Below are 25,913 nucleotides of genomic sequence, written 5' to 3'. Positions count from 1 at the left end.
ATCATGAAGGTCCTGCAGAGGTGATGGTGAGCAGCACGAGAAAACCGGCCCAGGCCAAGCGGCCCAAGGGCTCCAAGGCCGAGATCAGCTACGACCTGCTGCGGGCCCGCATCCTCGACGGCACGTACGGCCCCGGCTACCGGCTGGTCATGGACCAGCTCGCCCGGGAGACCGGCGTCAGCACGATCCCGCTGCGCGAGGCCGTGCGCAGGCTGCAGTCCGACGGGCTGGTCGAGGTCGTCCGCAACATCGGCGCCCGGGTCGCCGTCTTCGACTCGGTGCAGGTCGAGCACACCCTCAACGTGCTGGCCCGGCTGGAGGGCTACGCCACGGCCATCTGCGCGCCGCACATGGACGCGGCCAAGATCCAGGAGTCGCGGGAGATCAACGAGCGGATGAAGGAGGCGCTGGAGGAGTTCGACCCCACCTCCTTCACCGCGCTCAACCGCGAGTTCCACTTCTCGCTCTACCGCCACTGCCCCGACGAGCACCTCAACGCCCTGCTGGAGTCGGAGTGGGCGCGGCTCGACCACATGCGCCGCTCCAGCTTCACGTACGTGCCGGGGCGGGCGCGCAGGTCGGTGGAGGAGCACGACCACCTGCTGAGCCTGATCGAGGGCGCCGCCGAGGCCGAGGTGATCGAGCAGGCGGCCCGCAACCACAAGATCGCCACCGCGGACGCCCTGCACACCGCCCAGGTCTCCCGGCAGCACTGACCTTCTGGCAGCGCTCGACGTCCTGCGGCGGGGCTCAGGGCTCCGGGGCAGGGGTTCAGGGCGGCGCTTCGGGGCAGGGCTTCAGGGTGGGGCAGGGGTGCGGGCCGGGTCAGGGTTCCAGGGTGAAGAGTGTCCATTCCTCGCCCTGGGCCAGGCCCGCCAGCTCGCGGCCGCACTCCCGCAGCGCCTGCGGGCCCGAGGTGATGTGCTGGGCGCTGGCGTGCGCGTCCCGGAACAGGCGCTGGAGCAGGCCGTCGCGCAGCGCCGTCGTGCCGCCTCGGCGCGGGCGAAGCCGGTGTGGAAGGCGTCGCTGACGGCGAGCTGACCCGGACGTCCGGCGCGGGCCGCGACGTGCCGGCCCAGCTCGTCCAGCAGGCGGCGGCCGAGGCCGAGCGCCCAGCCGGAGTGGGCGATCAGCGCCTGGTCCAGCAGTCCCAGCCGGTAGATCGCGCCGCCGCGCAGCGGCTCCCGCTGGGCGAACAGGTGCGTGCGCGACTCCGGCACGAAGGCGCCGTCGATGGCGTAGTCGAGGCTGCCGGTGGCGCGCAGCCCCAGGACGTCCCAGTTGCCGAGCAGTTCGGCGTCCTCGACCGGGGTGATGAAGATGCGCTCCTCGCCCGTGCCCGCCACGACGCCCAGGCTGTGCACGTACCGGGCGTGCGGCATGGCCGAGGCGAAGCTCCAGCGGCCGGTCAGCCGGAAACCGCCGTCCTCGCGCACGGCGGTGCCCGGCCGGGTGCCCTGGCCCGCGAACAGCGGCGTGCGGGGGCCGCCGAAGATGTGCTCGACGGCGTCGTCGCCCAGGTAGGCGCCCGCCGTGCCGTTCTCCAGGGTGGTGGCCATGACCACCCAGCCGGTCGAGGCGTCGGCGTAGGTCAGCTCCTCGAAGAGGGCGAGCAGCTCCGACGGCGACAACTCCGAGCCGCCCAGCGGGGCGGGCAGCCAGACGCCGAACAGCCCGGCCTCGTGCAGGGCGGCCACGACGGGCTCGGTCAGCCTGCCCAGCGCCTCGGCCTCGGCCGCCTCGCCCTCGATCAGCGGGCGCAGGTCGCGGGCGCGGTCCAGGTAGGTGGGGCCGGCTGAGTGCAGTCGCGGCTTGTCGGTCATGTCCCGGTGCTCCTGTTCGTGATCGTCGGCGGTGCTTCCTCCGTCAGATCACGTCCCCGCCCGGTTGTCCACCCTCCGCCGGAGATCCCGGCCCGCACCCGGAAAAGACGCTGGCTTTGCATGAACATGCGTTGCAATGCATAATCTTCTTCTATGTCCAAGGTTCTCACCTCCCTGCCCACCGGCGAGCGGGTCGGCATCGCCTTCTCCGGCGGTCTCGACACCTCGGTGGCCGTCGCGTGGATGCGCGACAAGGGCGCCGTCCCGTGCACCTACACCGCCGACATCGGCCAGTACGACGAGCCCGACATCGCCTCGGTGCCCAGCCGCGCGCTGGCCTACGGGGCCGAGCTCGCGCGCCTGGTCGACTGCCGCGCCGCGCTGGTCGAGGAGGGCCTGGCCGCGCTCACCTGCGGCGCGTTCCACATCCGCTCGGGCGGCCGGGCCTACTTCAACACCACGCCGCTCGGCCGCGCCGTCACCGGGACCCTGCTGGTGCGGGCCATGCTCGAGGACGAGGTGCAGATCTGGGGCGACGGCTCCACGTTCAAGGGCAACGACATCGAGCGGTTCTACCGCTACGGCCTGCTGGCCAACCCCCACCTGCGCATCTACAAGCCCTGGCTCGACGCGGACTTCGTCTCCGAGCTCGGCGGGCGCAAGGAGATGTCGGAGTGGCTGCTCGCCCATGGGCTGCCCTACCGCGACAGCACTGAGAAGGCGTACTCGACCGACGCCAACATCTGGGGCGCCACCCACGAGGCCAAGACCCTCGAACACCTCGACACCGGCATCGAGACCGTCGAGCCGATCATGGGCGTGCGCTTCTGGGACCCCGAGGTCGAGATCCTCCCCGAGGACGTCACCATCGGCTTCGACCAGGGCCGCCCGGTCACGATCAACGGCAAGGAGTTCGGCTCCCCGGTCGACCTGGTCATGGAGGCCAACGCGATCGGCGGCCGGCACGGCCTGGGCATGTCCGACCAGATCGAGAACCGCATCATCGAGGCCAAGAGCCGCGGCATCTACGAGGCCCCCGGCATGGGGCTGCTGCACGCCGCCTACGAGCGCCTGGTCAACGCCATCCACAACGAGGACACCCTGGCCACGTACCACAACGAGGGCCGGCGGCTCGGCCGGCTCATGTACGAGGGCCGCTGGCTCGACCCGCAGGCGCTCATGCTGCGCGAGTCGCTGCAGCGCTGGGTCGGCACGGCGATCACCGGCGAGGTCACCCTGAGGCTGCGCCGCGGCGAGGACTACTCGATCCTCGACACCACCGGCCCGGCCTTCAGCTACCACCCCGACAAGCTGTCGATGGAGCGCACGGAGGACTCCGCGTTCGGCCCCGTCGACCGCATCGGCCAGCTCACCATGCGCAACCTGGACATCGCCGACTCGCGCGCCAAGCTGGAGCAGTACGCCACGCTCGGCATGGTCGGCACCACCCACCCGGCGCTCATCGGCGCCGCCCAGGCGGCCTCGACCGGCCTCATCGGCGCGATGCCGCAGGGCGGCGCGGAGGCCATCGCCTCGCGCGGCGAGGTCGCCGAGGACGACGAGCTGCTCGACCGCGCCGCGATGGAGTTCGGCACCGACTGACCGCGCCCCCGGGCCTCCCGGGCCGCCCCTGCGCGGCCCGGGGCGTGGCGTGCGGACGCCACGGGTACGGACCGGAGATGATGATCGACGAGCGGGACGGCGCGGACGTCACGCCCGCCACCGACTGGCTGCTCGGCCCGGTGTCCCGCGAGGAGTTCCTGCAGGACCACCAGGGGCGGCGGCATCTCCTGCTGCGCAGGCGGTCGCCCGGCCACTACCGCGAGCTGTTCTCGCTGGCCCGCCTCGACGAGCTGCTGTCCGGCTCCGGCCTGCACGCCGGGGCCGTGCGCGTGGTCCGCGACGGCCACGCCGACGGCGGCGCGGCCGGGCTGGAGGACCTCTACGCCCGCTACCGCGACGGCTCGACCCTGATCATGCCCTCGGTGCACGAACGGTGGCCGCCGCTGCGGGAGCTGTGCCGGCGGCTGGCGGGCGAGTTCAGCGCGGAGTGCCGGGTCAACGCCTACCTCACACCGCCGCGGTCGCGCGGCTTCGGCGTCCACCGCGATTCCCACGACGTGTTCGTGCTGCAGGTGGCCGGGACCAAACGCTGGCGGATCCACGAGGACGCCCGCCGCGAGTTCGACCTGGGCGAAGGGGACCTGCTCTACCTGCCGCGCGGCCTGCCGCACGAGGCCGCCTCGGCGCGGGGCGCGTCCCTGCACCTGAGCGTCGGCGTCCACCCCCTGACCTGGGCCGACGTGCTGCTGGCCGGGTGGGAGGCGGCCGTCTCCGCCGACCCCGACTGCCAGGAGCCGCTGCCCTTCGGCTTCGCCCGTACGAGCGGCGGCCGGGCCGCCACACGGGAGCGCATCCGGGAGCTGACCGCCCGCCTGACGACCGTCCTCACCCCCGAGAGGCTGGCCGACGACGCCGTGGACATGGCGATGCTCGCCGAGGGCGACCGGCTGGGCGGCCACCTGCTCGACCTCGCGGGCCTGGCCCGCCTCGACGCCGGCACCGCCGTCCGGCTCCGCCCCGGCCTGCGCTGGGAGAGCAGACGGGACGCCGGCACGCTGGTCCTCGCCTTCCATGGCAAACGGCTCACCCTCCCCGCCCGGCACGAGGCGGCCTTCCTGCGCATGGCGGACGGCGAGCCCTTCACGGCGGCCGGTCTGCCGGGGGAGGACGGCCTGGCCCTGGTACGCCGCCTGGTCGAGGAGGGTTTCCTGACCCTCGCGACGTCAGGCCGACCCGGCGGCGCCATCTGAGCCTGAGGCAGCGGGCCTGCGGAAGACGCAGCGCACCACGTGCCAGTGCTTGGGCTCGTCCCGGGCGTCGATGCCGTCGTAGCGGTCCTCGCGCAGGACGACCGGCTCCAGCCGGGGGAACAGCGCGCCGGCCTCGGGGGCGCGCAGGAACGTGCGCCCCGGCCGCCCCGCCCAGGCGTCCTCCGGGCCGAAGAACGTGCAGCACAGCACGCCGCCCGCGGCCAGGCCGCCGGCCATCGCGGCCGCCACCCGGCGGACGTCGGCCTCGGGCAGGAAGGGCAGGACGTGGATCGCGACGATGAACGTGTAGGCCCCCGCCGCGACCGGCACGTCACGGACGTCGGCGTGCACGACCCGCAGCCGCGGGTGCCGCCAGGCCGCCGCCAGCGCGAGGGTGCAGGGGTCGGTGTCCACGGCCTCGACCGAGAAGCCCAGCTCCAGCAGGAAGCGGGTGTCGTTGAGCGGGCCCGCGCCGATGTCCAGCGCCCGCCCGCGGACGCCGCCGAGCACGTCCAGCGCCTCGACGACGAGCGCGTTGGGCCCCCGCCCCGCCCGCAGGGAGGCGTAGGTCACGCCGCCGCTAGCCGCTCACCTTGAGGATCCGCTGCTCGACCAGCACCTCGGCCAGGGCGACCCGCTCCTGCCCGGTCAGGCCGCCGGGCAGCTCCCGCACGTAGAAGGCGCCGGTGCGGGCCACGAACTCCAGCGCGGGCGAGGCGATCATGTTGGCGGCCACCAGCGGTTCGCCCGACGGGGAGAGCAACTCGACCTGGTTCCCGTCGCGGCGGGTGGTGAGCAGCCCGGCGCGCTCGTTCACCACGCGGCGGGTCAGCGTGACGGTGCGATGGTCGTACCAGACGTCGGGGAGCGGGCAGCCGAAGAGCTCCTCGTAGCGGTCGCGGAACTCGGCGAACGTGCCCGCCGGCGTCTCCTCGGCGGGCTCGTCCCGCGTGCCGGGGTCGTTGCTCGGGCTGTGGTGGACGTACCGGCCGAAGTAGGTGCGGCAGAACTCGGTGTACAGGCCGGTGAAGAGGATGAAGTGATGCCAGGCGTCGTCGACGCGCGTCGAGTGCATCGTCCAGATCCGCGACCGGTCGACCTGCGTGAGCACCAGGTACTTCTTCGCCTCGGCGAACAGCTCCCCGGCCTCCTCCTCCGTCGCGGCGACGCGCTCCTTGACGAGCCGTTCGAGCAGGTAGGGCGCCTGGTGGTCGAGCGCGGCGAGCGCGGTGTCGGTGATCATCGCGGTTCCCCTACTCCGGCGACGACTTCACGCGGCAGGACGAGACGCACACGCTGCTGCAGTCGCGGCAGGTCATGCAGGGGCTGTGGCAGTCGGCGCGCTCGGTCTTGACCCGCAGGTGCAGCCGGCCCGTCCGGATCTCCCCGGCGTCCTCGGCGGCCTCCGAGGTCAGCGACGCCTCTGCCGTGCCGGCCTGCCGGCGGACGACCTTGGCGTCCCGGCGTACCCACAACACCTTCGCGCCGAAGAGCAGGATGCCCTCGGGCACGTCCTCGATGTGCAGGACGTCGCTCAGCGGGATGTCGAGGGCCGAGTTCAGATCCTCCAGGCTGGGATACAGCGTGACGCATCCGTCCTGGTACGGCGGGCCCACGTAGCCCCAGAACGTCATGGTGTCCGGGGAACCCTCCTGGAGCAGCTTGACCAGGAGAGGATGCGCCTCGGGCCCTTGCCCGGCTTTGCTCATGGCGGTACTCCTCGTTCCCGGCGAGCGTGACATCCCGGACCCGGGAGCGGCGGCGCGACGCGCCGCCGCTTTGCCGAACCCGGGGCCGCGCCGGGCGCGGCTCAGCCGAGGTCGCCCTGTGCCGCGCCCGGCGCGTTCGCCTCGGCGAAGACGCCCACCTGCTCGGACGCCGGTGACGGCGGCTGCTCCATGAGCGCCTGGATCGCGGACCTGCGCTTCTCCAGGCCCACTTCGTCGATGCTGATCCGCCGCCGGTTCCGGCTCTTGTCTTCGGTCATGCTCGGCAACCGTAGTGAGCCGCACGTCAACGCGGGGCAACGGCATCGTCTTGTTTGGGCGCGCTCGCCCCGGCCGGACGGCGCCGCGACCTGGTCTGTTCCGGTTTTCCGCCATCGAGGTCGGCGGCCGGACCCCATGGTGGCCCGCACCCCGGCTGCCTAGCGTTGACCCTCGTGATCAGTCTGAGGGGTTTGACCAAGCGGTACGGCGACCGGACGGCGGTGGACGACCTGTCGCTGGAGCTCAGACCCGGCGCGGTGACCGGGTTCCTCGGTCCCAACGGCGCGGGGAAGTCCACCACGATGCGGCTCGTCCTCGGGCTCGACCGGCCCTCGGCGGGCACGGCGCTGGTCGGCGGCGTGCCGTACCACCGGATCAGGAACCCGCTGCGGACGGTCGGCGCGCTGCTCGACGCGCGGGCGCTGCACCCGGGGCGCAGCGGCCGGGCGCACCTGACCGCGCTGGCCCGCAGCAACGGCATCCCCGTGCGGCGGGTGGCCGAGGTGCTGGAGAGCGTCGGCATGGCCGGCGCGGCGGGCCGCCGGGCCGGGGCGCTCTCGCTCGGCATGAGCCAGCGGCTCGGCATCGCCGCCGCGCTGCTCGGCGACCCGGCGGTGCTGTTGTTCGACGAGCCCGTCAACGGGCTCGACCCCGACGGCGTGCGGTGGGTGCGCCGGCTCATGCGGTCGCTGGCCGCGGAGGGCCGCACGGTGTTCGTCTCCAGCCATCTGATGAGCGAGATGCAGCTCACGGCCGATCACCTGGTGGTGATCGGCAAGGGCCGGCTGATCGCCGACGCGCCCCTGGCCGAGGTCATCGGGCGCAGCTCGCTGACGGCCGTGCTGGCCCGCACCCCGCACGCCGGGGAGCTGGCCGGACGCCTGCGCGCGGCCGGGATCGCCGCCGAGCGCGTCGCCGAGAACGAGGTCGTCGCCACCGGCGCGCCCGTCGAGCGGGTGGGCGACCTGGCCTACGAGGCCGGGATCAGGCTGCACGGCCTGCGCACCCGGGAGGCGTCCCTGGAGCAGGCCTATCAGGAGCTGACGGAGAGCAGCGTGGAGTACGGGACGACGGAGGCGGGCGCGTGACGGCGGCGTTGTGGCAGGCGGCACGGGCCGAGTGGGGCAAGTTGTGGTCGGTCCGGTCCACGTGGTGGTGCCTGGCCGGCGCGGCGGCGCTCATGGTGCTGACCGCCGTGGCCCTGGCCGCGGCCGCGGCCACCGACGCGGTGCGGGAGGGGGTGCCCGGTGCGCGGGTGACGGCGAGCGAGTCCGTGGTGTCGGCCACGTCGTTCGTGCAGTTCGCGCTGGTCGCCCTGGCCATGCTGGCGATCACGTCGGAGTACTCCTCGGGCGGCATCAGGGTCACGCTGCAGGCCACGCCGGTGCGCGGGGTCGTGCTGGCCGCCAAGGCGCTGGTGGTGGCGCCGGTGATGTTCGCCGCCGGGGTGCTGTCGGGGGCGGTGGCGACGGTGGCGGTCTACGTGGTGCTGCAGGCCGACGCGTTCGGCGGGCTGGTCGTGCTGCCGTTCGGGGAGGCGGTGCGGGACGTGACGGGCGCGGGCGTGTTCTTCGCCCTGGTGGCGGTGACGACGCTGGGCTGCGGGGCCGCGATGCGCAGCGCGGCGGGCACGCTGACCGTGGTGTTCATGCTGCTCCTGGGCCTGCCGCTGGTGCTGCTGATGACCGGGAGCCAGGCGGCGCTGGACGCCTCGCTGCGCATGCCGACGTTCGCCGGGCTGGCGTTCATGGGCAGCGTGGACAACCTGACCGGCGGGCCCGTCCCGTACTCGGCGGGGGAGGGCCTGGCCTGGCTGCTGGGCTGGGCGGCGGCGGCGCTGGCGGCGGGCTACGCCGTGCTGCGCCGCCGCGACGCCTAGACTTCGGGCCCGTGTCGGACAACTTCGGGCCCATGCCAGATAACCGGGAGAACACCGGCTTCGGGCTCATGCCGGACAACCGGGAGAACACCGGTAGCCGGGCGGTCAAGGCGCTGGTGGGGGTGCTGGCCGGCATGGCGCTCGGCGCGGTCGAGCTGGCCTTCCTCTGCGTGGCCTGGCCCGCCTGGCTGGTCCCGGCCGCGCGCCCCCTGGCCCGGCGCGGCGCGGCGCGGCTCATGGCGCTCGAACGCGCCCGGCTGACCCGGTGGTTCGGCCACCCCGCCCCCACCCGCGACGGCGGCTACGCCTACCTGGCCGCCCGCGCCGCCCTGGGCGTGCTCGGCGGGTACGGCTGCGCCGTCGCCCTGTTCGTCGGCGGCCTGCTGCTGGGCGGCGGGGCGTGGGACCTGATCACCGGCGGCTCGGACCCCGTCCCCGTCGAGCTGCCGGGCGTCCGGCTCGTCACCACCGGCGGCATGCTCGGCCTGACCGGCGGCGTGGCCCTGCTGACGGTGACCGCGCTGCTCGCCCTGGCCGCCGGCGTGCTCGAACGCCGCCTGGCCGCCCACTTCCTCGGCCCCGGCGGCCGGGAGCTCATGCGCCGCCGCATCGCCGAGCTGACCGCGACCCGCTCGGGCATCGTCCGGGCCGTGGACGACGAGCGCCGCCGGATCGAACGCGACCTGCACGACGGCGTCCAGCAGCGCGGCGTGGCCCTGGCCATGCTGCTCGGCCGGGCCCGGCACGGCCGCGACCACGACCGGACCGCAGAGCTGGTCGACCAGGCCTACGCCGAGTCCCGCCGCCTCCTGGACGAGCTGCGCAGCGTCGCCTGGCGCATCTACCCCACCGCCCTGGACGAGCTGGGGATCGAGGCCGCGCTGGCCGGGGTCGCCGAACGCGCCGCCGTGCCGGTCACCGTCCACTACGGGCTGACGGCCCGGCCCGCCACGGAGATCGAGACCGCCCTGTACTTCGTGACCAGGGAGGCGATCACCAACGCGGTCAAGCACGCCCGCGCCCATGACATCCTGGTCGTGGTGGGCGAGGACGAACGGACGGTGAGCGTGGCGATCTCCGACGACGGCGGGGGCGGCGCCGACCCCGCGGGCGGCGGCCTGTCCGGGCTGGCCCGCCGGGTCCTGGCGCTCGACGGCGCGTTCACCGTGGACAGCCCGCCCGGCGGGCCCACGAAGATCGTCGCCACGCTGCCCAAGGAGCCGCCGTGCGGCTGATCCTGGCCGACGACTCCGTGCTGCTGCGCGAGGGCCTGACCCGGCTGCTCGCCGAGGCCGGGCACGAGGTCGTCGCGGCCGTGGGCGACGCGCCCGCGCTGCTGGCCGCGGTCGCCGACGACCGGCCCGACGTGGCGGTGATCGACGTGCGCATGCCGCCCGGCCACAAGGACGAGGGGCTGCGGGCGGCCCTGGAGATCCGCGCGCGGTGGCCCGAGGTGGGCGTGCTCGTCCTGTCCCAGTACGTCGAGCCCCACTACGCCGCCACCCTGCTGGCCGGGCCCGCCGAGGGGCTCGGCTACCTGCTGAAGGACCGGGTCTCGGAGGTGGCCGACTTCCTCGACTCCCTCGACCGCGTACGCGCCGGCGGCACGGCCTTCGACCCCGAGGTGGTGCGGCGGCTGCTGGCCCGCACCAGCCACGCCGACCCGCTGAGCCGGCTCAGCCCGCGCGAGTCCGAGGTGCTGGCGCACCTGGCCCAGGGGCTGGTCAACGCGGCCATCGCCGAGCGCCTGCACGTCTCGGCGTCCACCGTGGAGAAGCACGTCAACGCCATCATGGAAAAGCTCGACCTGCCGCGCGACACCGGCTACAGCAGGCGGGTGCTGGCGATCCTGCGCTACCTGGAGGGCTGACCCGGGCCGGCGTTCACACGTCGATCACGCGGGGCAGCGCCGGCGGGTTCGGCCGCGGCCGCCACTCGCGCGGATAGCCGAGCGAGACCTCCATGAACGGCACGCCGTCGTGGTGGGTCAGGCGCGGGATGTGCAGGTGGCCGTACACGACGGCGGCGGCGTCGTGGTCGAGGTGCCAGCGGGCGGTGCGCTCGGTGCCGCACCACTGCGCGAACTCCGGATGGGTGAGCACCCGCGTCGGCTCGCGGACCAGCGGATAGTGGTTGACCAGCACGGTCGGCAGCCCCGGCGGCCGGGCGGCCAGCCGCGCCTCGGTGTACTCGACCCTGGCCGCGCACCAGGCGTCCCTGCCGGGGTGGGGGTCGGGGTGGAGCATGACCTCGTCGGTGCAGACGATCCCCGCGTCGTAGGCCGTGCGCAGGGCCTCCTCCTTGGTGGTCGCGCCCTCCGGACGCCAGGTGTAGTCGTACAGGACGAACAGCGGCGCCACCGTGACCGGGCCGCGCGCCCCCTCCCACACCGGGTACGGGTCCTCCGGCGTGAGCACGCCGAGATCGCGGCAGAGCTCCACCAGGTACCGGTAGCGCTCCTCGCCGCGCAGCCGCACCGGGTCGCGGGCCGGCGTCCACAGCTCGTGGTTGCCGGGCGCCCAGACCACCCTCGCGAACCGGTCGGCCAGCAGCTGCAACGCCCAGGCGATGTCCGTCGTCAGCTCGCCGACGTCGCCCGCGACGAGCAGCCAGTCGCCGTCCGACCCGGGGCGCAGCTCCTCGACGAACGCGCGGTTGTCGGGATGGTGCACGTGCAGGTCGCTGACGGCGAGCAGGCGGGGAGCGGTGATCACGTCTCGGATCGTACGCCGCCCGCGCCGCGACGTGGCGCGGGGTCCACCGGCAGGTTGATCATCCCGGCGGCGGGTAGGTACGTCACCTGCCCGCACCCGGAAGAGGACCGCCATGACGACCGCGCCGACCTTCGTGCTCTCCGACGGCCGCGCCATGCCGCGCCTGGGCCTCGGCACCTGGCCGATGGACGACCGCCAGGCCCACCAGGCCGTCGGCCACGCGCTCACGCTCGGCTACCGGCTGATCGACACCGCCGCCAGCTACGGCAACGAGCGCGGCGTGGGCGCGGCGGTCGCCGAGTCGGGCGTGCCGCGCGAGGAGCTGTTCGTCACCACGAAGCTGCGCGGCGCCCAGCACGGCTACGACCTGGCGCTGCGCGGGTTCGAGGAGAGCCGGTCCCGTCTCGGCCTCGACCACGTCGACCTCTACCTCATCCACTGGCCGCTGCCCGGCCACGGCCTGTTCGTCGACACCTGGAAGGCGTTCGTCCGGCTGCGCGAGGAGGGGCTGGCCCGCTCGATCGGCGTCTCCAACTTCACCCCGGAGCAGATCGAGCGGCTGGTCGACGCCACCGGCGTGTGGCCCGCGGTCAACCAGGTCGAGCTGCACCCCGGCTTCCCGCAGCCCGGCCTGCTCGCCTGGCTCACCGGGCACGGCGTGGCGACCGAGTCGTGGAGCCCGCTCGGCGCCGGCGGCAAGCTGCTCGACGACCCGGCCGTCACCGCGGTCGCCGCCGCGCACGCCCGCACCCCCGCGCAGGTCGTGCTCCGCTGGCACGTGCAGCTCGGCGCCGTGCCGATCCCCAAGTCGGCCGACCCCGGGCGGATGCGCCACAACCTGGAGGTCTTCGACTTCGAGCTGTCGGCCGAGGAGATGGCGCGCATCTCGGCCCTGGGCGGCGGCGGCGGCCGCCTCGGCGGCGACCCCGACCACCACGTGGAGCTGTGACTCCAGGAGCGGCCCCCGGTCAGCGTTCGTAGACGATCCTGCCGTCCACCATCGTCATCGCGACCGGCACCTCGGGCAGGTCGGCCGGGTGCGCGTCCAGCAGGCTGTCGTCGAGCACGCACAGGTCGGCGACCTTGCCCGGCTCCAGCGAGCCCTTCCACGACTCCGCGCCCTCCTGCCAGGCCGGGGTGCTCGTGTAGGCGCGCAGCGCCTGGTCCAGGGCGAGCCGCTGGTCGCGCGCGCCCTCGACGGCCCACCGGGTGGCGGCCGCGGCCACGCCGTGCCGCCAGTCGGGGGTGAGCATGGGGGCGTCGGAGCTGAGGCTGAGCCGCACGCCGGCGGCCAGCGCGTCCCGCACCGGCCAGGCGTGCCCGAGCGCGGCCTGGCCCAGGGCGTCGCGCAGCATGGGGGAGGCGGCGGCGGCGATGCCCGGCTGGGTGGTCAGGCCGATGCCGGCCGCGGCCATCGTCTTGAGGGTGTCCGGATGCAGGACGTCGCCGTGGACCAGGTAGTGGCGCCGCCCGGGGACTCCGGCCAGGGCGCGGGTGACCGTCCTGGTCGCGCGGCTGCCGGTGGCGTGCACCGCGACCTGGTGCCCGGCCGCGGCGGCGGTCTCGATCATGGTCGTCAGGGCGGTCTCGCGCTCGTCCTCCGAGCCGCCCTCGACCAGCGGGGCGCCGTGCGTGCCGTCCTCGTACGGCTCGTCGCTCCAGGCCGTGCGCATCGGCGGGATGCCGTCGGCGAAGATCTTCACCCCGGCCACCTTGAACCAGCCCGGCACCTCGGCGGGCGGCGTCAGGTCGCGCAGCCCGGCGACCAGGTCGGGCAGTGAGCTGCGCCCGTCCACCTCGGCGAACAGCAGCAACGCGCGCACCCGCGCCTTGAGCTCGCCCCGCGCGGCCATCCCGGCGTACTCGCGCAGGACCTCGACGCCGAAGCGCCCGCCGCCGTCGTGCTCGCAGGGGCCGAGGCCGGGCTCGGTGTAGCTGGTGATGCCCAGGGAGGCCAGCAGGTCGCCGGCGCGCAGGATCGCCGCCCGCCGCTCCTCCTGCTTGCCCAGCCGGGAGTCGGGGACGAGGTCGGCGGCGCCGGTCAGGCGGTCCAGCAGGAGGTCGGGCCAGCGCAGGCCGAGCCACGCGCCGTGCAGGTGGCTGTCGTTGATGCCGGGCAGCACCGATCTGCCGCGCAGGCGCACGACCCGCGTCCCGGGGCCCACCATGGCCTGGACCTGCAGTGGAGTGCCGACCCTGACGATGCGTCCGTCCTTGATCGCGATGCCGGACGCGAGATGGCCGGACGCGTTCATCGTGTGGACGACGCCGCCGGTCATGACCAGATCCGCCGACCTGTTGTCAGCCGCAGATTTCATATCCGCTCCGCTCTGGACACTCTCATTTCCATCCGCATAACGTACATGGAATCAGATACGATTTCGTGCCGGGAGGTGACGATGCCTCTACCTTTCGAGGCACGGCGCATCATCGATCAGGCCCCTCGCGGACCGGCGCACGCGCCGCAGGCCGCCGCGGCCGACGACCGCCGCCGGAGCCGCTGATGGGCGCTCCCGCGGACGACGTCCTCGACGTACGGGGCCTCAGCGTCTCCAGGGGAGAGGTGCCCGTCGTGCACGAGGTCAGCCTCGGCGTCGCGCCCGGCACGGTCACCGTGCTGCTCGGCGCGAACGGCGCGGGCAAGACCACCCTGCTCGACGGCATCGCGGGCCTGGCCCCCGCCGCCGCCGGCACGGTCACCCTCGCCGGCACGCCGCTGACCGGCCTGCCCACCTACCGCCGCGCCCAGGCCGGACTCGGGTACGCCGAGCAGGCCCGCACCGTGTTCCGCACGCTCACGCTGGAGCAGAACCTGCTGGTCTCCGGCGACGGCGACCCGGCCATGGTCTACGACATCTTCCCCGAGCTGGACCGCAGGCGCACCCTGCCGGCCGCCAACCTGTCCGGCGGCGAGCAGCAGATGCTCGTCATCGGCCGGGCGCTGATCGCCGGGCCCAAGGTCGTCCTCATCGACGAGATGTCGCTCGGGCTCGCGCCGGTCGTGGTCCGCCGCCTGATGGGCTCGGTGCGGGAGCTGGCCGAGCGGGGCATCGGGGTGCTGCTCGTCGAGCAGTTCGCCAACCTGGCGCTGGAGATCGGCGCCCGCGCGTACGTGCTGCGCAAGGGCCGGGTGGTCTTCGAGGGCCCGTGCGAGGAGCTGCGCGGGGCGCAGGACCGGCTGCACGAGTTCTACTTCGGCGCCGTCACCGACGACGGCCTCGCCCGGGCGGCCGGCACGGAAGGCGGGAGCTGATGAACGCGCTGCTGAGAACCTGGGGTCCCGGGCTGGGGCTGGCCGTCGCGGCGTGCGCGGTGCTGCCCTGGGTGCTGCCGCCGTACTGGATCTACCTGGCGATCGCGGCCGTGGTCAGCGGCGTGCTCATGCAGAGCTACGGCGTGATCGTCGGGCGGGCCGGGGTCATGTCGCTGTGCCAGATGTCGTTCGCGGCGATCGGGGCCTGGGTGGTGCTGCGGCTGAACCTGGCCGACGCGCCCGGCGGCTTCCTGCTGTGGCTGGTGCTCGGCGGCCTGGCGGCCGTGCCGGTGGGCGTCGCGATCGGGCTGCCCGCGCTGCGCATCCGGGGCGTCAACCTCGCCGTCGTCACGCTCGGCTTCGCCGTCTCCACCGACATCGTGCTGAACGCCAACCAGTTCCCCGGCACGACCGAGCTGAAGACGCTCGTCCGGCCGGAGCCGTTCGCCTCCGACGCGGCGTACTTCGTGCTGGCCATGGCCGTGTTCGTGCTGATCGCGATCGGCCTGGCGCTGGTCAACCGGACCAGGATCGGGCGGTCGTGGCTGGAGCTGCGGCACTCCGAGCGGGCGGCGGCGGCGCACGGCATCTCCGTGGCCCGCAGCAAGCTCACGGCCTTCGCCATCAGCGCGTTCATAGCCGGCATCGGGGGCGGGCTGATGGCGGGGCAGCTCGGCCTCGTCGTATCCGGAAATTTCGCGATGATGCAGTCGCTGGCGCTGTTCGCGGTCGCCGTGCTCATCGGGCCGCACAACACCGAGGGCGCCGTCCTGGGCGGCATCTTCGGCGCGGTCATGGCCACGGTCCTGGAGAAACTGCGCCTGCCGCAGGACCTCGGCGGCATCCTGTTCGGCGTCATGGCGATCTTCGCCCTGCGCAGCGGGGTCAGCCAGACCGACTTCACCCGCGCCCGCAGGCGCGAACGGGCCGCCCGCCCGCTGCTGGAGGCCGCGTCCGCCGCGCCCGCCGAGGAGCCCGCCCCGATTCCTCCGGCGGCGGGCGAGGGGAACGTGCTGGAGATCCGCGGGCTGAGCGTGCGGTTCGGCCAGGTCGTCGCCCTGGACGGCGTGGACCTGACCGTGCCCGCCCTCGGCGTCTGCGGCCTGATCGGCCCGAACGGCGCCGGCAAGTCCACGCTGATCTCCGCGGTCACCGGCTTCGCCGCCCGCTACGAGGGCTCGGTCGTGCTCGCCGGGCAGCCACTCGACCGGCTCAGCCCGAGCGTCAGGGCCCGGCGCGGGCTGCGCCGCACGTTCCAGACCACCGCCATCGCGCCGGAGCTGACGCAGGAGGAGTACCTGGCGATCGTCGCCGGGCGGCGCCTGCCCGGGCAGGAGGCGGCGGAGGTGCTGCGCTTCTTCGGCTGCCCGCCCGGCGAGGTGCCGGTCTCGATCCTCGACGCGGGCACCAGAAGGCTGCTCGACGTCGCCGCCGCGATCGCCGCCAGGCCGAAGGTCGCGCTGCTCGACGAGCCGGCCGCCGGCCAGTCCGCCGCCGAGTCGCTGCGGCTCGGCCACCGCCTGGCCCAGGTCCCGGCCCGCTTCGGCGTGTCGATCCTGCTGGTGGAGCACGACATGGATCTCGTACGAGCCGCCTGCGGCCAGGTCACGGTGCTGGACTTCGGGCACGTGATCGCCTCGGGGCCGACGCTCGACGTCTTGGACGCACCGGCCGTCAGGGCCGCCTACCTCGGCACCGTCTTGGAGGAGACATCGTGAAACGCGTACTCGTGGCCCTGCCCGTCCTCGGCCTGCTGACCGCTCTGACGGCCTGCTCCGGCGGCTCGGGCACCGACGGGCCCATCAAGGTCGGCGCCGTCAACGGCGTCACCGGCCTGTTCCAGACCCCCGAGGTGCCGCAGGCGGTCAAGGCCGTCTTCGAGGAGGTCAACAAGGCCGGCGGGATCAACGGCCGCAAGATCGAGCTGATCAGCAAGGACGACGCGATGAACCCGCAGCGCTCCACGGAGGCGGCGCGCGAGCTGATCGACTCCGAGGAGGTCGTCGCGTTCGTCGGCTCCTCCAGCGCCGTGGACTGCGGGCTCAACCGGGCCACCTACAGCAAGGCGCAGATCGTCTCGATCCCGGCCGTGGGCGTGGACCCGGCCTGCTTCACCAGCCCGAACATCGCCCCGGTCAACCCCGGCCCGTTCAAGCTGCTGACCGCGATGCTCTACTACGCCTCCGAGACGCTCAGGCACGACAAGGTGTGCCTGGCCTTCACCGTGCTGCCGGGCAGCGGCGGCGGCATCGACGCGGCCATCAAGGAGTGGAGCGACATCACCGGCAAGACGCTGGCGGTCAAGGACACCTCGGTCGGGCAGGGCGACCCGACGCCGTACCTGGTCAAGCTCAAGAGCGGCGGCTGTCAGGCGGTCGTCTACAACGCCCAGGTCGGGCCCTGGTTCGCCCAGGCCAAGACCCAGGGCATGCAGGACGTCGACTTCATCCTCATGGCCAACGCCTACACCGACGCCAACGCCGCCCTCATCCCGGCCGGGATGAAGGCCCAGGCGGGCACCGAGTGGCAGCCGTACACCGACGAGACGCTGCCGGGCAACGAGCGGTGGGCGAAGATCGTCAACGACAACAAGATCCAGAAGACCGCGTTCAGTCAGGGCGGGGTGATGGCGGCCGACGTGTTCGTCCAGGTCCTCAAGACGATCAAGGGGGACGTCACCCGGGAGTCGGTGACCAAGGCGTTCAAGTCGATGCAGCCCATCACCTACCCCATGGTCGGCACGCCCTGGGTGTTCGGCCCCGGCCAGACGCACAACCCCATCGAGGGCAGCCGCTTCGTCAAGGCCGAGAACGGCAAGTGGACGGTGCTGCCCGAGGGCTTCATCGTCCCGAAGCGGAACGGCTGATGCTCGACTCCGTGGTCGCGGGCCTGACCAGCGGCGGCGTGTACGCGCTGCTCGGGCTCTGCGTGGTCCTGACCTACCGGCTCGTCGCGGTGGTGAACTTCGCGATGGCGGCCGTGGGCGCGATGGGGGCCTTCGTCATGGTCACCCTCACCGACGCCGGCCTGAACGTCTGGCTCGCGCTCCCGCTCGGGGCGCTGGCCGGCGGGCTGGTCTCGGCGCTGCTCGGCCTCGGCCTGGTGCGCTGGTTCGGCGAGCACGACCTGCGCACCAAGGCGGCCGTCACCGTGGCGGTGTTCGTCGCGCTGATGTCGGTCGGGCTGCGGCTGTTCGGCAACAACACCAGCGGCGCGCGGCGCTTCCCGCAGCCGTTCGACGCGCCCGCCTTCACCGTGGGCGAGGTGGTCGTGCCGCAGGCGGTGCTGGTGTCGCTGTCGTTCGCGGTGCTCATCACGGTCGGCGTGGGGCTGCTGCTCGGGCGCACCCGGGTGGGGCTGCGGCTCCAGGCGCTGTCGGAACGACCGGCCACCGCGCAGGTCGTCGGGATCCCCGCGCCCCGGCTCGCGCTGGCCGTCTGGGTCGCGATCGGCGCGGTCAGCACGCTGGTCATCGTCCTGGTCGCGCCGCGGCTCGGCGGCGACTTCTCCACGCTGGGCAACCTGGTCACGACCGCGCTGGCGGTGGCCATGGTGGGGGCGTTCAGCAGCCTGTGGCTGACGCTGGCCGGCGGGCTGCTGCTGGGCTGCCTGGAAGGGGTGACGGCCTCGCTGGAGGCGGTCCAGCAGTACCGCGGGGTGCTGCCGTTCCTGGTGATGGTGGCGTTGTTGTGGTGGCGCAGCCGCCACCAGGTCTGGGACTCGGAGGCGAACGTATGACGGTCAAGGTCCCCCAGCGCCAGATCGGCGCGCACGGCCCCGAGGCGTCGGTGCTGTCGCTGGGGTCCTGGCACACCTACGACCGGATGGACTTCGGCGCGGCCGTCGAGCTGCTGCGGCACGCCGTGGAGATCGGCGTCAACCTGTTCGACGTGGGCGTCTACGGCCTGCCCGGGCAGCGGCCGGTCTTCACCGACGTGCTCTTCTCGGCCATGGTCAGGGCCGCCGGCCTGGCCCGCGAGGACTACCTGCTCTCGGTCAAGCTCTGGCTCGAGGACCACCCCGGGCGTCCGCTGCGCGACCAGCTCGAACGCGCGCTGCTGCGGGCCGGCACCGACCACGCCGACCTGGCCGTGGTCGGCGACGTCCACCGGGACGACCTCGACCTGCGCCGCCTGGCCCGCGAGCTGGCCGAGCTGGAGGCCGAGGGGCTGCTCGGCTGCTGGGGCGTCAACAACTGGTCGGCCACCTCGATCCTGACCGTCCGCAACCACGCCCGCGACCTCGGCTCGCCGGGGCCGCAACTGGCCCAGCTCAAGTACAACCCGTGCCGCCGCTCGATCCCGGAAGGGGTGCCGTTCTCCGAGGTGTTCGACGCCGGCGTCTCGCTGCAGGCCAGCGACGTGCTCGAAGGCGGGCTGCTGGCGGGCAGGGACAGGCCCGCCCGGCCGGTCTTCCCCGACCCCGGCGGCGTGCGCGCGCGGGCCGCGACGGCCGCCGCCGGGCTGGCCGAGGTGGCGGCCGCGCTGGAGGCGACGCCCGCGCAGGTGTGCGTGGCGTTCTGCCTCACCCATCCGGCGGTGGCCAGCGTGCTGTTCGGCGTCACGAGCACGGCCCAGCTCGCCGACAACGCGGGCGCGCTCGCCCTGCTCGACCGGGTCGGCGCGGCGCGGCTGCGCGAGCTGGCCGCGCCGTTCTGGGCCGACGCCGACACGGTGGATCCCGAAGGCCCCTGACGGTCTCCCGGCCACCGCGGCCGGAAAACCGTGCCGGGCTGCCTGCCGGCTCAGCGGGGCGCCTGGACCAGCCCCGCGCCCAGGTCCGCGACGTCGGCGTCCGGGACGAACACGTCCGTCGCGGCGGTCAGCAGCAACCTGCCGGTGACCGCCGCGGCCCGCGCGCCGTCGCTGGCCGCCCGCAGCTCCTGCCACCACAGCGCCGCCGCCCCGGCCACGTGCGGCGCGGCCATGCTGGTGCCGCTCTTGCTGGTCAGCCCGCCTCCGGTACGGGCCGAGACCACGTCCACGCCCGGCGCGGACACCTGCGGGAAGGTGTTGGAGAACCGCGCGACCGCCAGCCGCCCGGACGGCAGCCGCTGCACCGCGCCCACGGCCATCATGCCCTCGGCGGCCGACGGCAGCTCCGGCCCGACCTCGAAGTCCGGCCGCAGCTCCCGGTGGCTGGCGTTGCCCGTGGCCGCGACGACGATCGTGCCGGCGCCGAACGCCGCCCTGGCCGCGATCATCCGCATCAGCGAGTCGTAGAGCCGCAACGTGGCCCGGTACGACTCCAGCGCGATCGACGTGGCCAGGAACTGCGGCAGCCCGCGCTCCTCCAGCTGCCGCATGGCGGCCGGGAAGTCGATGCCGAGCGACATGGTGATGACGTCGGCGTCGTTCCCGAGCGCCCAGAGCAGGCCCTTGACCGTCGCGGCGGTCGAGCCCTTGCCGTCGTCGCCGAGCACCTTGCCGATCAGCGCCCGCTCGACGCCGGGGGCGACGCCGATGCGCATGCCGTCGACCGGGCGGCCGAAGACGGTGCCGGCGCAGTGGGTGCCGTGGCCGACCTTGTCGCCGCGGCCCGACCCGGTGAAGTCCTCCTCCACCAGCGTCATCCCGGTGAAGGCCGGGTGCGTGGCGTCGATGCCGGTGTCGAGGACGGCGACCACCGTCCCCGCCCCCGTACGGGTGGAGGCGTCGGCGCCCAGCGCCCGCACCCCCCACGTGACCTGCGCGCCCGCCTCCGCCGCCGGCGGCGGGGCCTCGGCGTCCTCGGGCGCGCCCGGGACGGTGGTCGGCATCGGCCGGGCGACCGCGGCCACCGACGGGTCCCGCGCGAGGTCGGCCACCTCGCGCTTGCCGAGCCCGGTGACCTCGACGTGCGGCTCGCTCGGCGTCTCGGCCACGGCGGCGGCCCGCTCGAACGGCGCGGCCATGCGGGTCCTGCTCAGATCGCGCAACACGATGAACTGGTCGGCCATCGTCTTCCCCTCCTGGAAGTAGCCCACCCCTGTGATGTCAGGCGTACTCCTGCCGGGGGCGCCTGGCAACAGCCCGCGGCCGCCGGCCCGCGACGAGCACGGCCACGATCGCCAGCAGCAGCCAGGCCGAGGTCAGGACGATCAGCCAGGTCCATCCGGCAGCGCCGTAGACGGCGCTGCCGGCCGTGCCGCCGGCGCCGCTGCCCAGGTAGTAGCACAGGGTGTAGATCCCGGCGGCGCGCCCGCGGGCGGCCGGCGGGGCCTGCGCGGCGACCCACGCGTTGGCCACGGCGTGCGCGGCGAAGAACCCGGCGGTCAGCACGGCGAACCCGGTCACGACCGCGGCCAGGGGGCCGAGCGCGGTCAGCGCCGAGCCGGCGGCCGTCACGGCCAGGGCGGCGACCAGGGCCGCCCGGCGTCCCAGGCGGTCCGCCAGCCGGCCGGCGGCGGCCGAGGAGGCGGTGCCGAGGGCGTAGGAGAGGAACACCAGGGAGGCCACGGCGGGGGAGAGCGACAGCGGCGGCGCGGACAGGCGGAAGGAGGCGGCGTTGTAGAGGGCGACGAACGCGCCGACGCCCAGCGCCCCCACCGTGTACGGCGCCAGCAGCGCCGTCCCGATCCGGCCGCCGCCCCTGGCGTGCGGGGCGCGTACGACGGGCGGCGGGGCGGGCAGCGTGCGGGCCGCGTACGCCGAGCAGAGCAGCGACACGCCGGCCACCACCAGCAGCGCGCCCCGCCACCCCCACGGCCCGGCGGCGAACCCGGCGCCCAGCCGGCCCAGCATCCCGCCCACCGAGTTCCCGGCGATCATCACGCCCACCGCCCCGGCCAGCCTCGTCGCCCCCACCAGATCGGCCAGGTACGCCGCCCCGACCCCGGCGAACCCGGCGACCGCCACCCCCTGCGCCGCCCGCATCGCCACCAGCACCGGGAACGTCGGCGCCAGCGGCAGCGCCAGCCCGATCAGCGCCGAGGCCAGCACGGACCACACGATCATCCGCCGCCGCCCGACGACCTCCGCCAGCGCGGCCAGCGGCAGCACCGCCACCGCCAGCGCCGCCGTGGCCACGCCGACGGCCAGCGACGCGCCGCCGGGGTCGAGCCGGAAGTCGGCGGCCAGCTGCGGCAGGACGGGCTGCGGCGCGTACAGCAGGGCGAAGGAGGAGACGCCGGCCGCCGCCACGGCCGGACCGGCCCGCCGGGTGCCGACTCGTTGAGCTTCGATGACCGCCACGCCTGGAAACGCTAAGCAAGGCTAATAAATACGTCCAATGCAGAAATAGGCCATAATTCATGCTGTGGTGGATGAATACCAGCTCGTGGACGAGCGGCTGGCCGCCGGGCTGGCTCCCACGCTCGCCCTGCTGGCCGCCGTGGGGGAGACCGGGCACGTCACCCGGGCGGCCGAGCTGCTCGGCATGCCGCAGCCCACCGCCAGCCGCCGCCTGGCCGCGCTGGCCGACCTGGTCGGCGCGCCCCTCGTCGTCCCGTACGGGCGGGGCATCCGCCTGACCAGGGCCGGGCGCGTCCTGGCCGCCGCCTCGGGCAGGGCGCTGGCCACCATGGAGTCGGCCGCCCGCGAGGTGCGCGAGGAGATCGACCCGGGCAGCGGCCGGATCGTGCTCGGGTTCCTGCACCTGCTGGGCCGCACGCTCGTCCCTTCGCTGATCCGGGGCTTCCGCGAGTGCCACCCGGGCGTGCGGTTCAGCCTGGCGCAGGGCTCGCGCCAGGACATGCTGCGCGCGCTCGCCGAGGGCGAGATCGACCTGGTGTTCGTCGCGCCCCTGCCCGACGGCGACCTGGGCCTGGCCGGGCACCCGCTCGCCGATCAGGAGCTGGTGCTGTCCGTGCCGCCCGGTCACCGGTTCGCCGGACGCGCCCGGGTGCGGCCCGCCGAGCTGGCCGGGGAGGAGCTGGTGACGCTCGAACACGGCTACGGCGTCCGCCAGATCACCGACGACCTGTGCGCGGCGGCCGGGTTCACGCCCAGGATCGCCTTCGAGGGGCAGGAGTCGGAGACCGTGCGCGGCCTGGTGGCGGCCGGGCTCGGCGTGGCCGTGCTGCCCCGTCTGACGCCCGCGGAGGGCGTCGTGCAGATCCCGCTGTCGCCCCCGGTGTTCCGGACGATCGGGGCGTGCTGGCCCGCCGGGGCCCGGCTCACGCCCGCCGTGCGCGCCTTCCTGGACCACGTGCGCTCCGGCGCCGCCGACGTCGGCCCGGGGTTGCGGCCCTGCCGGCACCCGTCCTCGCAGAAGTAGTTGACGGCTCATCGATTCTGTATGGAGACTTCAGCTGCACACGCCCTTCTGCGGATGGGGACGACCATGCCTGCCGAGTCGTTCAACGCCGGCGTCCATCTCACCGACCGCCTGGTCGAGGCCGGGCACGGCGACCGCGTCGCCGTCGCCGGGCCGCTCGGCGCCATGACGTACGCCCAGCTCGCCACGCACGTCGCCGAGCTGGCCGGCGGGCTGCGGGTGATGGGCGTACGGCCGGAGGAGCGCGTGCTGCTCGTCCTGCCCGACCGGCCCGAGACGCTGATCACGATCCTGGCCGTGCTGCGGATGGGCGCGGTCGCCGTCCCGGTGCCCGCCCTGTACGACGGGGCCGAGCTGGGCGCGCTGATCCGCGACTCCAGGGCGCGGGTGGTGGTCTCCGCGCCCGAGTTCGAGCCGGCCGTGCAGGAGGCGCTGCTGTCGGCGCCCGAGGTCGTGGCGCTCGTGCTCACCGACGCGAGCCAGGTCCCCGGCCACGTCGCGCGCATCGCCACCGCGACCGGAGCGGGCCCGTCGGCGGCGGTCGAGCCCGGCGTGCCGGTCTGCCTGTGGTCGGACGTGCTGGAGGCCGGCCGGGGCGCGACCGGCGCGTACGACACCTGGCCCGACTCGCCCGCGCTGTGGCTCTACACCGCCGGCACCACCGGCGCGCCCAAGGCGGCCATGCACCGCCACGGCGCGCTGCGCGACGTCCACGAGGCGTACGGGCGGCAGGTGCTCGGCGTGCGCCCCGAGGACCGGTGCCTCTCGGCGGCCCGGCTGTTCTCGGCCTACGGCCTCGGCAACTCCCTGGTCCTGCCGCTCGCCGCGGGCGCGACCACGATCCTCGACCCCGCCGCGCCCACCCCGGGCGGCGTCGTCGAACGCCTGCTGGCCGAGCGCCCCACCCTGTTCTTCGCCGGCCCGTCGTTCTACGCCGCGCTGCTGGCCGCCGAGGCCCCCAAGGACGCCTTCGCCTCGGTCCGCCTGGCCGTCTCCGCCGGTGAGGCGCTGCCCGCCGAGCTCCACCGCCGCTTCACCGGCCGCTTCGGCGTGGACCTCATCGACGGCCTGGGCTCCGCCGAGTCGCTGCACGTCTTCCTGTCCGGCCGTCCGGGCCGGGCGCGCCCGGTCGGCTCGGGCGCCGTCGTGCCCGGCTACGAGGTGCGCCTCCTGGACGACTCCGGCGCGCCCGTCCCCGACGGCGAGCCCGGCCACCTGTACGTGCGCGGCGACTCGATCGCCACCGGCTACTGGTGCCGCACCGCCGCCACCCGCCAGACGTTCCAGGGCGAGTGGCTGCGCACCGGCGACACCTGCGCCCGCGACGCCGACGGCTCCTACCGCTTCCTGGGCCGCTCCGGCGACCTGATCAGGACGGGCGGCGCCTGGACGTCACCCCTGGAGGCCGAGGCCCGGCTGCTGGAGCACCCCTCGGTCGCCGAGTGCGCCGTGGTCGCCCACACCGGCGCCGACGGGCCGGACCGGCCGGTCGCCTGCGTGGTGCCCAGGCCGGGCCGCCCGATCGACGCGGGCGAGCTCATCGCGTTCTGCCGCGAGGGCCTGGCCGCCGACCGGCTCCCGCACGAGGTGCTGGTCCTGGACGAGCTGCCGCGGACGGCGACGGGGACGGTCCAGCGCGCGGTGCTCCGGCAACTGGCCGCCGACCTGCTCGGCAAGTGACCGGCGCGGGGTCTCAGAAGGCGTCGCGCAGTTCGCGTTTGAGCACCTTGCCGGAGGCGTTCTTCGGCAGGGCGTCCACGAACACCACGTTCTTGGGCGTCTTGAAGGAGGCCAGCCGCTCGCGCAGGAACGCGTTCAGCTCGGCGGCGGTCAGCCCCGCGCCCTCGCGCAGCACCACCGCGGCCGTCACCGCCTCGATCCACCGCTCGTCCGGGACGCCGAACACGGCCGCCTCGGCGACCGCCGGATGCTGGTAGATGACCTCCTCCACCTCGCGGCTCGCCACGTTCTCGCCGCCGGACTTGATCATGTCCTTCTTCCGGTCGACCACCGACAGGTAGCCGTCGGCGTCCATGACACCGAGGTCGCCGCTGTGGAACCAGCCGCCGCGGAACGCCTCGGCGGTCTTGTCCGGGTCGTTCCAGTAGCCGAGCATGGCGTGCGGGCTGCGGTGGACGATCTCGCCGACCACGCCCGGCGCCACCGGCCGGTCCTCGTCGTCGACGATCCTGGTCTCGACGTTGAGCGCGGGCCGCCCGGCCGAGCCCAGCCGGGTCAGCTGCTCCTCGGGGCGCAGGATGGTGGCCAGCGGCGCCATCTCGGTCTGGCCGTAGAAGTTGAACAGGCGCACGTCCGGCAGCCGGGCCGAGATCTCCTTCAGCACCTCGACCGGCATGATCGAGGCGCCGTAGTAGCCCTTGCGCAGCGAGGACAGGTCACGGCGGTCGAAGTCGGGGTGGCGCAGCAGGGCGATCCACACCGTGGGCGGGCAGAACAGCTTGGTCGCGCGCTCGCCCTCGATGGTGGCCAGGATCGAGGCCGGGTCGGCGCCCGGCAGGACGAGATTGGTGGCGCCCAGGTAGATGCCGGGCGTCAGGAAGCAGTGGAGCTGGGCGCAGTGGTAGAGGGGCAGCGCGTGCACCTCGACGTCGTCGGAGCTCATCTCGCCGTCGACGACGCAGCTCACGTACTGGGCCAGCAGGCTCCCGCTGGACAGCGTGGCGCCCTTGGGCCGGGACTCGGTGCCGCTGGTGTACATGAGCTGGATCGGGTCGTCGGCGGCGATCTCCACCTGGGGCTCGGCGTCGTCGCCGCGCCAGGTGGAGAAGGACTCCCAGCCCTCGGCCGCGCCGATCACGCCGCGCACCCGCACGGCGGGCCCGGCCGCGGCCTCGGCCACCGGCAGCAGCGCCTCCTCCACGAGCATCCCCGTCGCGCCGGAGTGCTCCAGGATGTAGGCCACCTCGCGGGGCCCGAGCATGAAGTTGATCGGCACGGAGATCGCGCCCAGCCGGGCCAGCGCGAAGTAGGCCACCACGAAGGCATGGTTGTTATGGCTGAACAGGGCGAACCGGTCGCCCTTGGCCACGCCCCGCGCCGCCAGCGCGTTGGCCGTGCGGTTGACCTCAAGGTCGAGATCGGCGTAGCTCTGGCGGACGTTGCCGTAGATCACCGCGGTCTTGGCGGGGAACCTGGCGGCCGAGCGCCGCAGGAGGTCGCCGATCGTGTGCTGGCGCGTGGTCATGCTGGGCACCCCCATGCCGAATGATGTTCGGCGATCGTACCC

The 25,913-nt window shown here is 74.1% G+C and carries 25 protein-coding genes; 15 read left to right on the top strand and 10 right to left on the bottom strand.

The window, feature by feature from the left end; all coding sequences use genetic code 11:
* Positions 1-23: 23 nt before the first annotated feature.
* Positions 24-716, top strand: coding sequence for a GntR family transcriptional regulator (locus tag AB0J46_RS30340; RefSeq protein ID WP_352351279.1), 693 nt, complete (start codon positions 24-26; stop codon positions 714-716).
* Between the two features lie 81 nt (positions 717-797).
* Here AB0J46_RS30340 and AB0J46_RS30335 read toward each other — a convergent pair whose 3' ends face one another.
* Positions 798-1,823, bottom strand: coding sequence for an acyl-CoA dehydrogenase family protein (locus AB0J46_RS30335; protein ID WP_364337646.1), 1,026 nt, complete (start codon positions 1,821-1,823; stop codon positions 798-800).
* 153 nt (positions 1,824-1,976) lie between these two features.
* On the opposite strand from AB0J46_RS30335, the gene argG reads away from it, so the two are divergent.
* Both argG and AB0J46_RS30325 read left to right on the top strand, forming a co-directional pair.
* The gene (gene argG, locus AB0J46_RS30330) at positions 1,977-3,425 is read left to right on the top strand and encodes an argininosuccinate synthase (RefSeq protein WP_364337645.1); all 1,449 of its coding nucleotides are present in this window, start codon (positions 1,977-1,979) and stop codon (positions 3,423-3,425) included.
* Positions 3,426-3,502: 77 nt separating this feature from the next.
* Complete coding sequence (locus AB0J46_RS30325) at positions 3,503-4,636, top strand: cupin domain-containing protein (protein WP_364337644.1); 1,134 nt, start codon at positions 3,503-3,505, stop codon at positions 4,634-4,636.
* On the opposite strand, the gene AB0J46_RS30320 is transcribed toward AB0J46_RS30325, so the two are convergent.
* The 4 genes from AB0J46_RS30320 to AB0J46_RS30305 all read right to left on the bottom strand — a co-directional run bounded on the left by AB0J46_RS30320 (position 4,610) and on the right by AB0J46_RS30305 (position 6,623).
* A complete protein-coding gene (locus tag AB0J46_RS30320) occupies positions 4,610-5,209 on the bottom strand; it encodes a class I SAM-dependent methyltransferase (RefSeq protein WP_364337643.1) in 600 nt (199 codons plus the stop codon). The genes AB0J46_RS30325 and AB0J46_RS30320 overlap by 27 nt on opposite strands.
* 7 nt (positions 5,210-5,216) lie before the next feature.
* On the bottom strand, positions 5,217-5,879 hold the full coding sequence (locus AB0J46_RS30315; RefSeq protein ID WP_364337642.1) for a hypothetical protein: 663 nt from the start codon (positions 5,877-5,879) through the stop codon (positions 5,217-5,219).
* A 10-nt stretch (positions 5,880-5,889) separates the two neighbouring features.
* Complete coding sequence (locus AB0J46_RS30310; RefSeq protein ID WP_364337641.1) at positions 5,890-6,345, bottom strand: hypothetical protein; 456 nt, start codon at positions 6,343-6,345, stop codon at positions 5,890-5,892.
* 101 nt (positions 6,346-6,446) lie between these two features.
* A complete protein-coding gene (locus AB0J46_RS30305) occupies positions 6,447-6,623 on the bottom strand; it encodes a hypothetical protein (RefSeq protein ID WP_358286146.1) in 177 nt (58 codons plus the stop codon).
* A gap of 174 nt (positions 6,624-6,797) precedes the next feature.
* Here AB0J46_RS30305 and AB0J46_RS30300 point away from each other — a divergent pair, with 174 nt between their 5' ends.
* From AB0J46_RS30300 to AB0J46_RS30285, 4 genes are read left to right on the top strand one after another with little or no spacing between them, the layout of a single operon-like run.
* A complete protein-coding gene (locus tag AB0J46_RS30300) occupies positions 6,798-7,712 on the top strand; it encodes an ATP-binding cassette domain-containing protein (RefSeq protein WP_364337639.1) in 915 nt (304 codons plus the stop codon).
* On the top strand, positions 7,709-8,503 hold the full coding sequence (locus AB0J46_RS30295; RefSeq protein WP_364337638.1) for an ABC transporter permease: 795 nt from the start codon (positions 7,709-7,711) through the stop codon (positions 8,501-8,503). Before AB0J46_RS30300 ends, AB0J46_RS30295 begins: the two co-directional genes overlap by 4 nt.
* 32 nt (positions 8,504-8,535) lie before the next feature.
* Complete coding sequence (locus AB0J46_RS30290; protein WP_364337637.1) at positions 8,536-9,738, top strand: histidine kinase; 1,203 nt, start codon at positions 8,536-8,538, stop codon at positions 9,736-9,738.
* Positions 9,729-10,373, top strand: a complete 645-nt coding sequence (locus AB0J46_RS30285; RefSeq protein ID WP_358286154.1) for a response regulator transcription factor — start codon at positions 9,729-9,731, stop codon at positions 10,371-10,373. Before AB0J46_RS30290 ends, AB0J46_RS30285 begins: the two co-directional genes overlap by 10 nt.
* A gap of 13 nt (positions 10,374-10,386) precedes the next feature.
* On the opposite strand, the gene AB0J46_RS30280 is transcribed toward AB0J46_RS30285, so the two are convergent.
* Positions 10,387-11,214 carry a metallophosphoesterase gene (locus AB0J46_RS30280; protein ID WP_364337666.1) on the bottom strand — a complete coding sequence of 276 codons (828 nt, stop codon included), beginning with the start codon at positions 11,212-11,214 and terminating at the stop codon, positions 10,387-10,389.
* Positions 11,215-11,329: 115 nt separating this feature from the next.
* On the opposite strand from AB0J46_RS30280, the gene AB0J46_RS30275 reads away from it, so the two are divergent.
* Positions 11,330-12,166 carry an aldo/keto reductase gene (locus AB0J46_RS30275; protein ID WP_364337636.1) on the top strand — a complete coding sequence of 279 codons (837 nt, stop codon included), beginning with the start codon at positions 11,330-11,332 and terminating at the stop codon, positions 12,164-12,166.
* Positions 12,167-12,185: 19 nt separating this feature from the next.
* Here AB0J46_RS30275 and AB0J46_RS30270 read toward each other — a convergent pair whose 3' ends face one another.
* Positions 12,186-13,535, bottom strand: coding sequence for an amidohydrolase family protein (locus AB0J46_RS30270; RefSeq protein ID WP_364337634.1), 1,350 nt, complete (start codon positions 13,533-13,535; stop codon positions 12,186-12,188).
* Between the two features lie 185 nt (positions 13,536-13,720).
* On the opposite strand from AB0J46_RS30270, the gene AB0J46_RS30265 reads away from it, so the two are divergent.
* From AB0J46_RS30265 to AB0J46_RS30245, 5 genes are read left to right on the top strand one after another with little or no spacing between them, the layout of a single operon-like run.
* On the top strand, positions 13,721-14,470 hold the full coding sequence (locus tag AB0J46_RS30265; RefSeq protein WP_364337633.1) for an ABC transporter ATP-binding protein: 750 nt from the start codon (positions 13,721-13,723) through the stop codon (positions 14,468-14,470).
* Entirely contained in the window at positions 14,470-16,188 is a 1,719-nt protein-coding gene (locus AB0J46_RS30260) for an ATP-binding cassette domain-containing protein (protein ID WP_364337631.1), read from the top strand. The genes AB0J46_RS30265 and AB0J46_RS30260 overlap by 1 nt, the downstream gene beginning before the upstream one ends.
* Positions 16,185-17,336 carry an ABC transporter substrate-binding protein gene (locus AB0J46_RS30255; protein ID WP_364337630.1) on the top strand — a complete coding sequence of 384 codons (1,152 nt, stop codon included), beginning with the start codon at positions 16,185-16,187 and terminating at the stop codon, positions 17,334-17,336. The genes AB0J46_RS30260 and AB0J46_RS30255 overlap by 4 nt, the downstream gene beginning before the upstream one ends.
* Positions 17,336-18,208, top strand: a complete 873-nt coding sequence (locus AB0J46_RS30250; RefSeq protein WP_357707625.1) for a branched-chain amino acid ABC transporter permease — start codon at positions 17,336-17,338, stop codon at positions 18,206-18,208. The genes AB0J46_RS30255 and AB0J46_RS30250 overlap by 1 nt, the downstream gene beginning before the upstream one ends.
* Positions 18,205-19,164, top strand: a complete 960-nt coding sequence (locus tag AB0J46_RS30245; RefSeq protein ID WP_364337629.1) for an aldo/keto reductase — start codon at positions 18,205-18,207, stop codon at positions 19,162-19,164. Before AB0J46_RS30250 ends, AB0J46_RS30245 begins: the two co-directional genes overlap by 4 nt.
* 50 nt (positions 19,165-19,214) lie before the next feature.
* Here the strand turns inward: AB0J46_RS30245 and AB0J46_RS30240 are convergent, their stop codons facing one another.
* Together AB0J46_RS30240 and AB0J46_RS30235 are read right to left on the bottom strand one after the other, a co-directional pair.
* Complete coding sequence (locus tag AB0J46_RS30240; RefSeq protein ID WP_364337628.1) at positions 19,215-20,408, bottom strand: S8 family serine peptidase; 1,194 nt, start codon at positions 20,406-20,408, stop codon at positions 19,215-19,217.
* A 37-nt stretch (positions 20,409-20,445) separates the two neighbouring features.
* Positions 20,446-21,642 carry an MFS transporter gene (locus AB0J46_RS30235; protein ID WP_364337627.1) on the bottom strand — a complete coding sequence of 399 codons (1,197 nt, stop codon included), beginning with the start codon at positions 21,640-21,642 and terminating at the stop codon, positions 20,446-20,448.
* Positions 21,643-21,706: 64 nt separating this feature from the next.
* Here AB0J46_RS30235 and AB0J46_RS30230 point away from each other — a divergent pair, with 64 nt between their 5' ends.
* Positions 21,707-22,666, top strand: coding sequence for a LysR substrate-binding domain-containing protein (locus tag AB0J46_RS30230; protein ID WP_364337626.1), 960 nt, complete (start codon positions 21,707-21,709; stop codon positions 22,664-22,666).
* A 66-nt stretch (positions 22,667-22,732) separates the two neighbouring features.
* Positions 22,733-24,346, top strand: a complete 1,614-nt coding sequence (locus tag AB0J46_RS30225) for a benzoate-CoA ligase family protein (protein ID WP_364337625.1) — start codon at positions 22,733-22,735, stop codon at positions 24,344-24,346.
* 13 nt (positions 24,347-24,359) lie between these two features.
* Here the strand turns inward: AB0J46_RS30225 and AB0J46_RS30220 are convergent, their stop codons facing one another.
* Positions 24,360-25,871: an acyl-CoA synthetase gene (locus AB0J46_RS30220; RefSeq protein WP_364337624.1), complete on the bottom strand. Its 1,512-nt coding sequence runs from the start codon at positions 25,869-25,871 to the stop codon at positions 24,360-24,362.
* Positions 25,872-25,913: the final 42 nt, after the last annotated feature.

It is taken from the genome of Nonomuraea sp. NPDC049758 (assembly GCF_040674635.1).
GTDB lineage: Bacteria > Actinomycetota > Actinomycetes > Streptosporangiales > Streptosporangiaceae > Nonomuraea.
Note: the sequence above shows the minus strand (reverse complement) of the source record. Positions and strands in the feature narration are given on the sequence as shown.

Bases quoted from the DNA above. Each gene is read 5' to 3' on its own strand.
- AB0J46_RS30270 (WP_364337634.1), bottom strand. From the start codon at position 13,535: ATGAAATCTGCGGCTGACAACAGGTCGGCGGATCTGGTCATGACCGGC.
- AB0J46_RS30315 (WP_364337642.1), bottom strand. From the start codon at position 5,879: ATGATCACCGACACCGCGCTCGCCGCGCTCGACCACCAGGCGCCCTAC.
- argG (WP_364337645.1), top strand. From the start codon at position 1,977: ATGTCCAAGGTTCTCACCTCCCTGCCCACCGGCGAGCGGGTCGGCATC.
- AB0J46_RS30245 (WP_364337629.1), top strand. From the start codon at position 18,205: ATGACGGTCAAGGTCCCCCAGCGCCAGATCGGCGCGCACGGCCCCGAG.
- AB0J46_RS30310 (WP_364337641.1), bottom strand. From the start codon at position 6,345: ATGAGCAAAGCCGGGCAAGGGCCCGAGGCGCATCCTCTCCTGGTCAAG.
- AB0J46_RS30225 (WP_364337625.1), top strand. From the start codon at position 22,733: ATGCCTGCCGAGTCGTTCAACGCCGGCGTCCATCTCACCGACCGCCTG.
- AB0J46_RS30265 (WP_364337633.1), top strand. From the start codon at position 13,721: ATGGGCGCTCCCGCGGACGACGTCCTCGACGTACGGGGCCTCAGCGTC.
- AB0J46_RS30325 (WP_364337644.1), top strand. From the start codon at position 3,503: ATGATGATCGACGAGCGGGACGGCGCGGACGTCACGCCCGCCACCGAC.
- AB0J46_RS30240 (WP_364337628.1), bottom strand. From the start codon at position 20,408: ATGGCCGACCAGTTCATCGTGTTGCGCGATCTGAGCAGGACCCGCATG.
- AB0J46_RS30305 (WP_358286146.1), bottom strand. From the start codon at position 6,623: ATGACCGAAGACAAGAGCCGGAACCGGCGGCGGATCAGCATCGACGAA.
- AB0J46_RS30250 (WP_357707625.1), top strand. From the start codon at position 17,336: ATGCTCGACTCCGTGGTCGCGGGCCTGACCAGCGGCGGCGTGTACGCG.
- AB0J46_RS30335 (WP_364337646.1), bottom strand. From the start codon at position 1,823: ATGACCGACAAGCCGCGACTGCACTCAGCCGGCCCCACCTACCTGGAC.
- AB0J46_RS30275 (WP_364337636.1), top strand. From the start codon at position 11,330: ATGACGACCGCGCCGACCTTCGTGCTCTCCGACGGCCGCGCCATGCCG.
- AB0J46_RS30220 (WP_364337624.1), bottom strand. From the start codon at position 25,871: ATGACCACGCGCCAGCACACGATCGGCGACCTCCTGCGGCGCTCGGCC.
- AB0J46_RS30260 (WP_364337631.1), top strand. From the start codon at position 14,470: ATGAACGCGCTGCTGAGAACCTGGGGTCCCGGGCTGGGGCTGGCCGTC.
- AB0J46_RS30340 (WP_352351279.1), top strand. From the start codon at position 24: ATGGTGAGCAGCACGAGAAAACCGGCCCAGGCCAAGCGGCCCAAGGGC.
- AB0J46_RS30290 (WP_364337637.1), top strand. From the start codon at position 8,536: ATGCCAGATAACCGGGAGAACACCGGCTTCGGGCTCATGCCGGACAAC.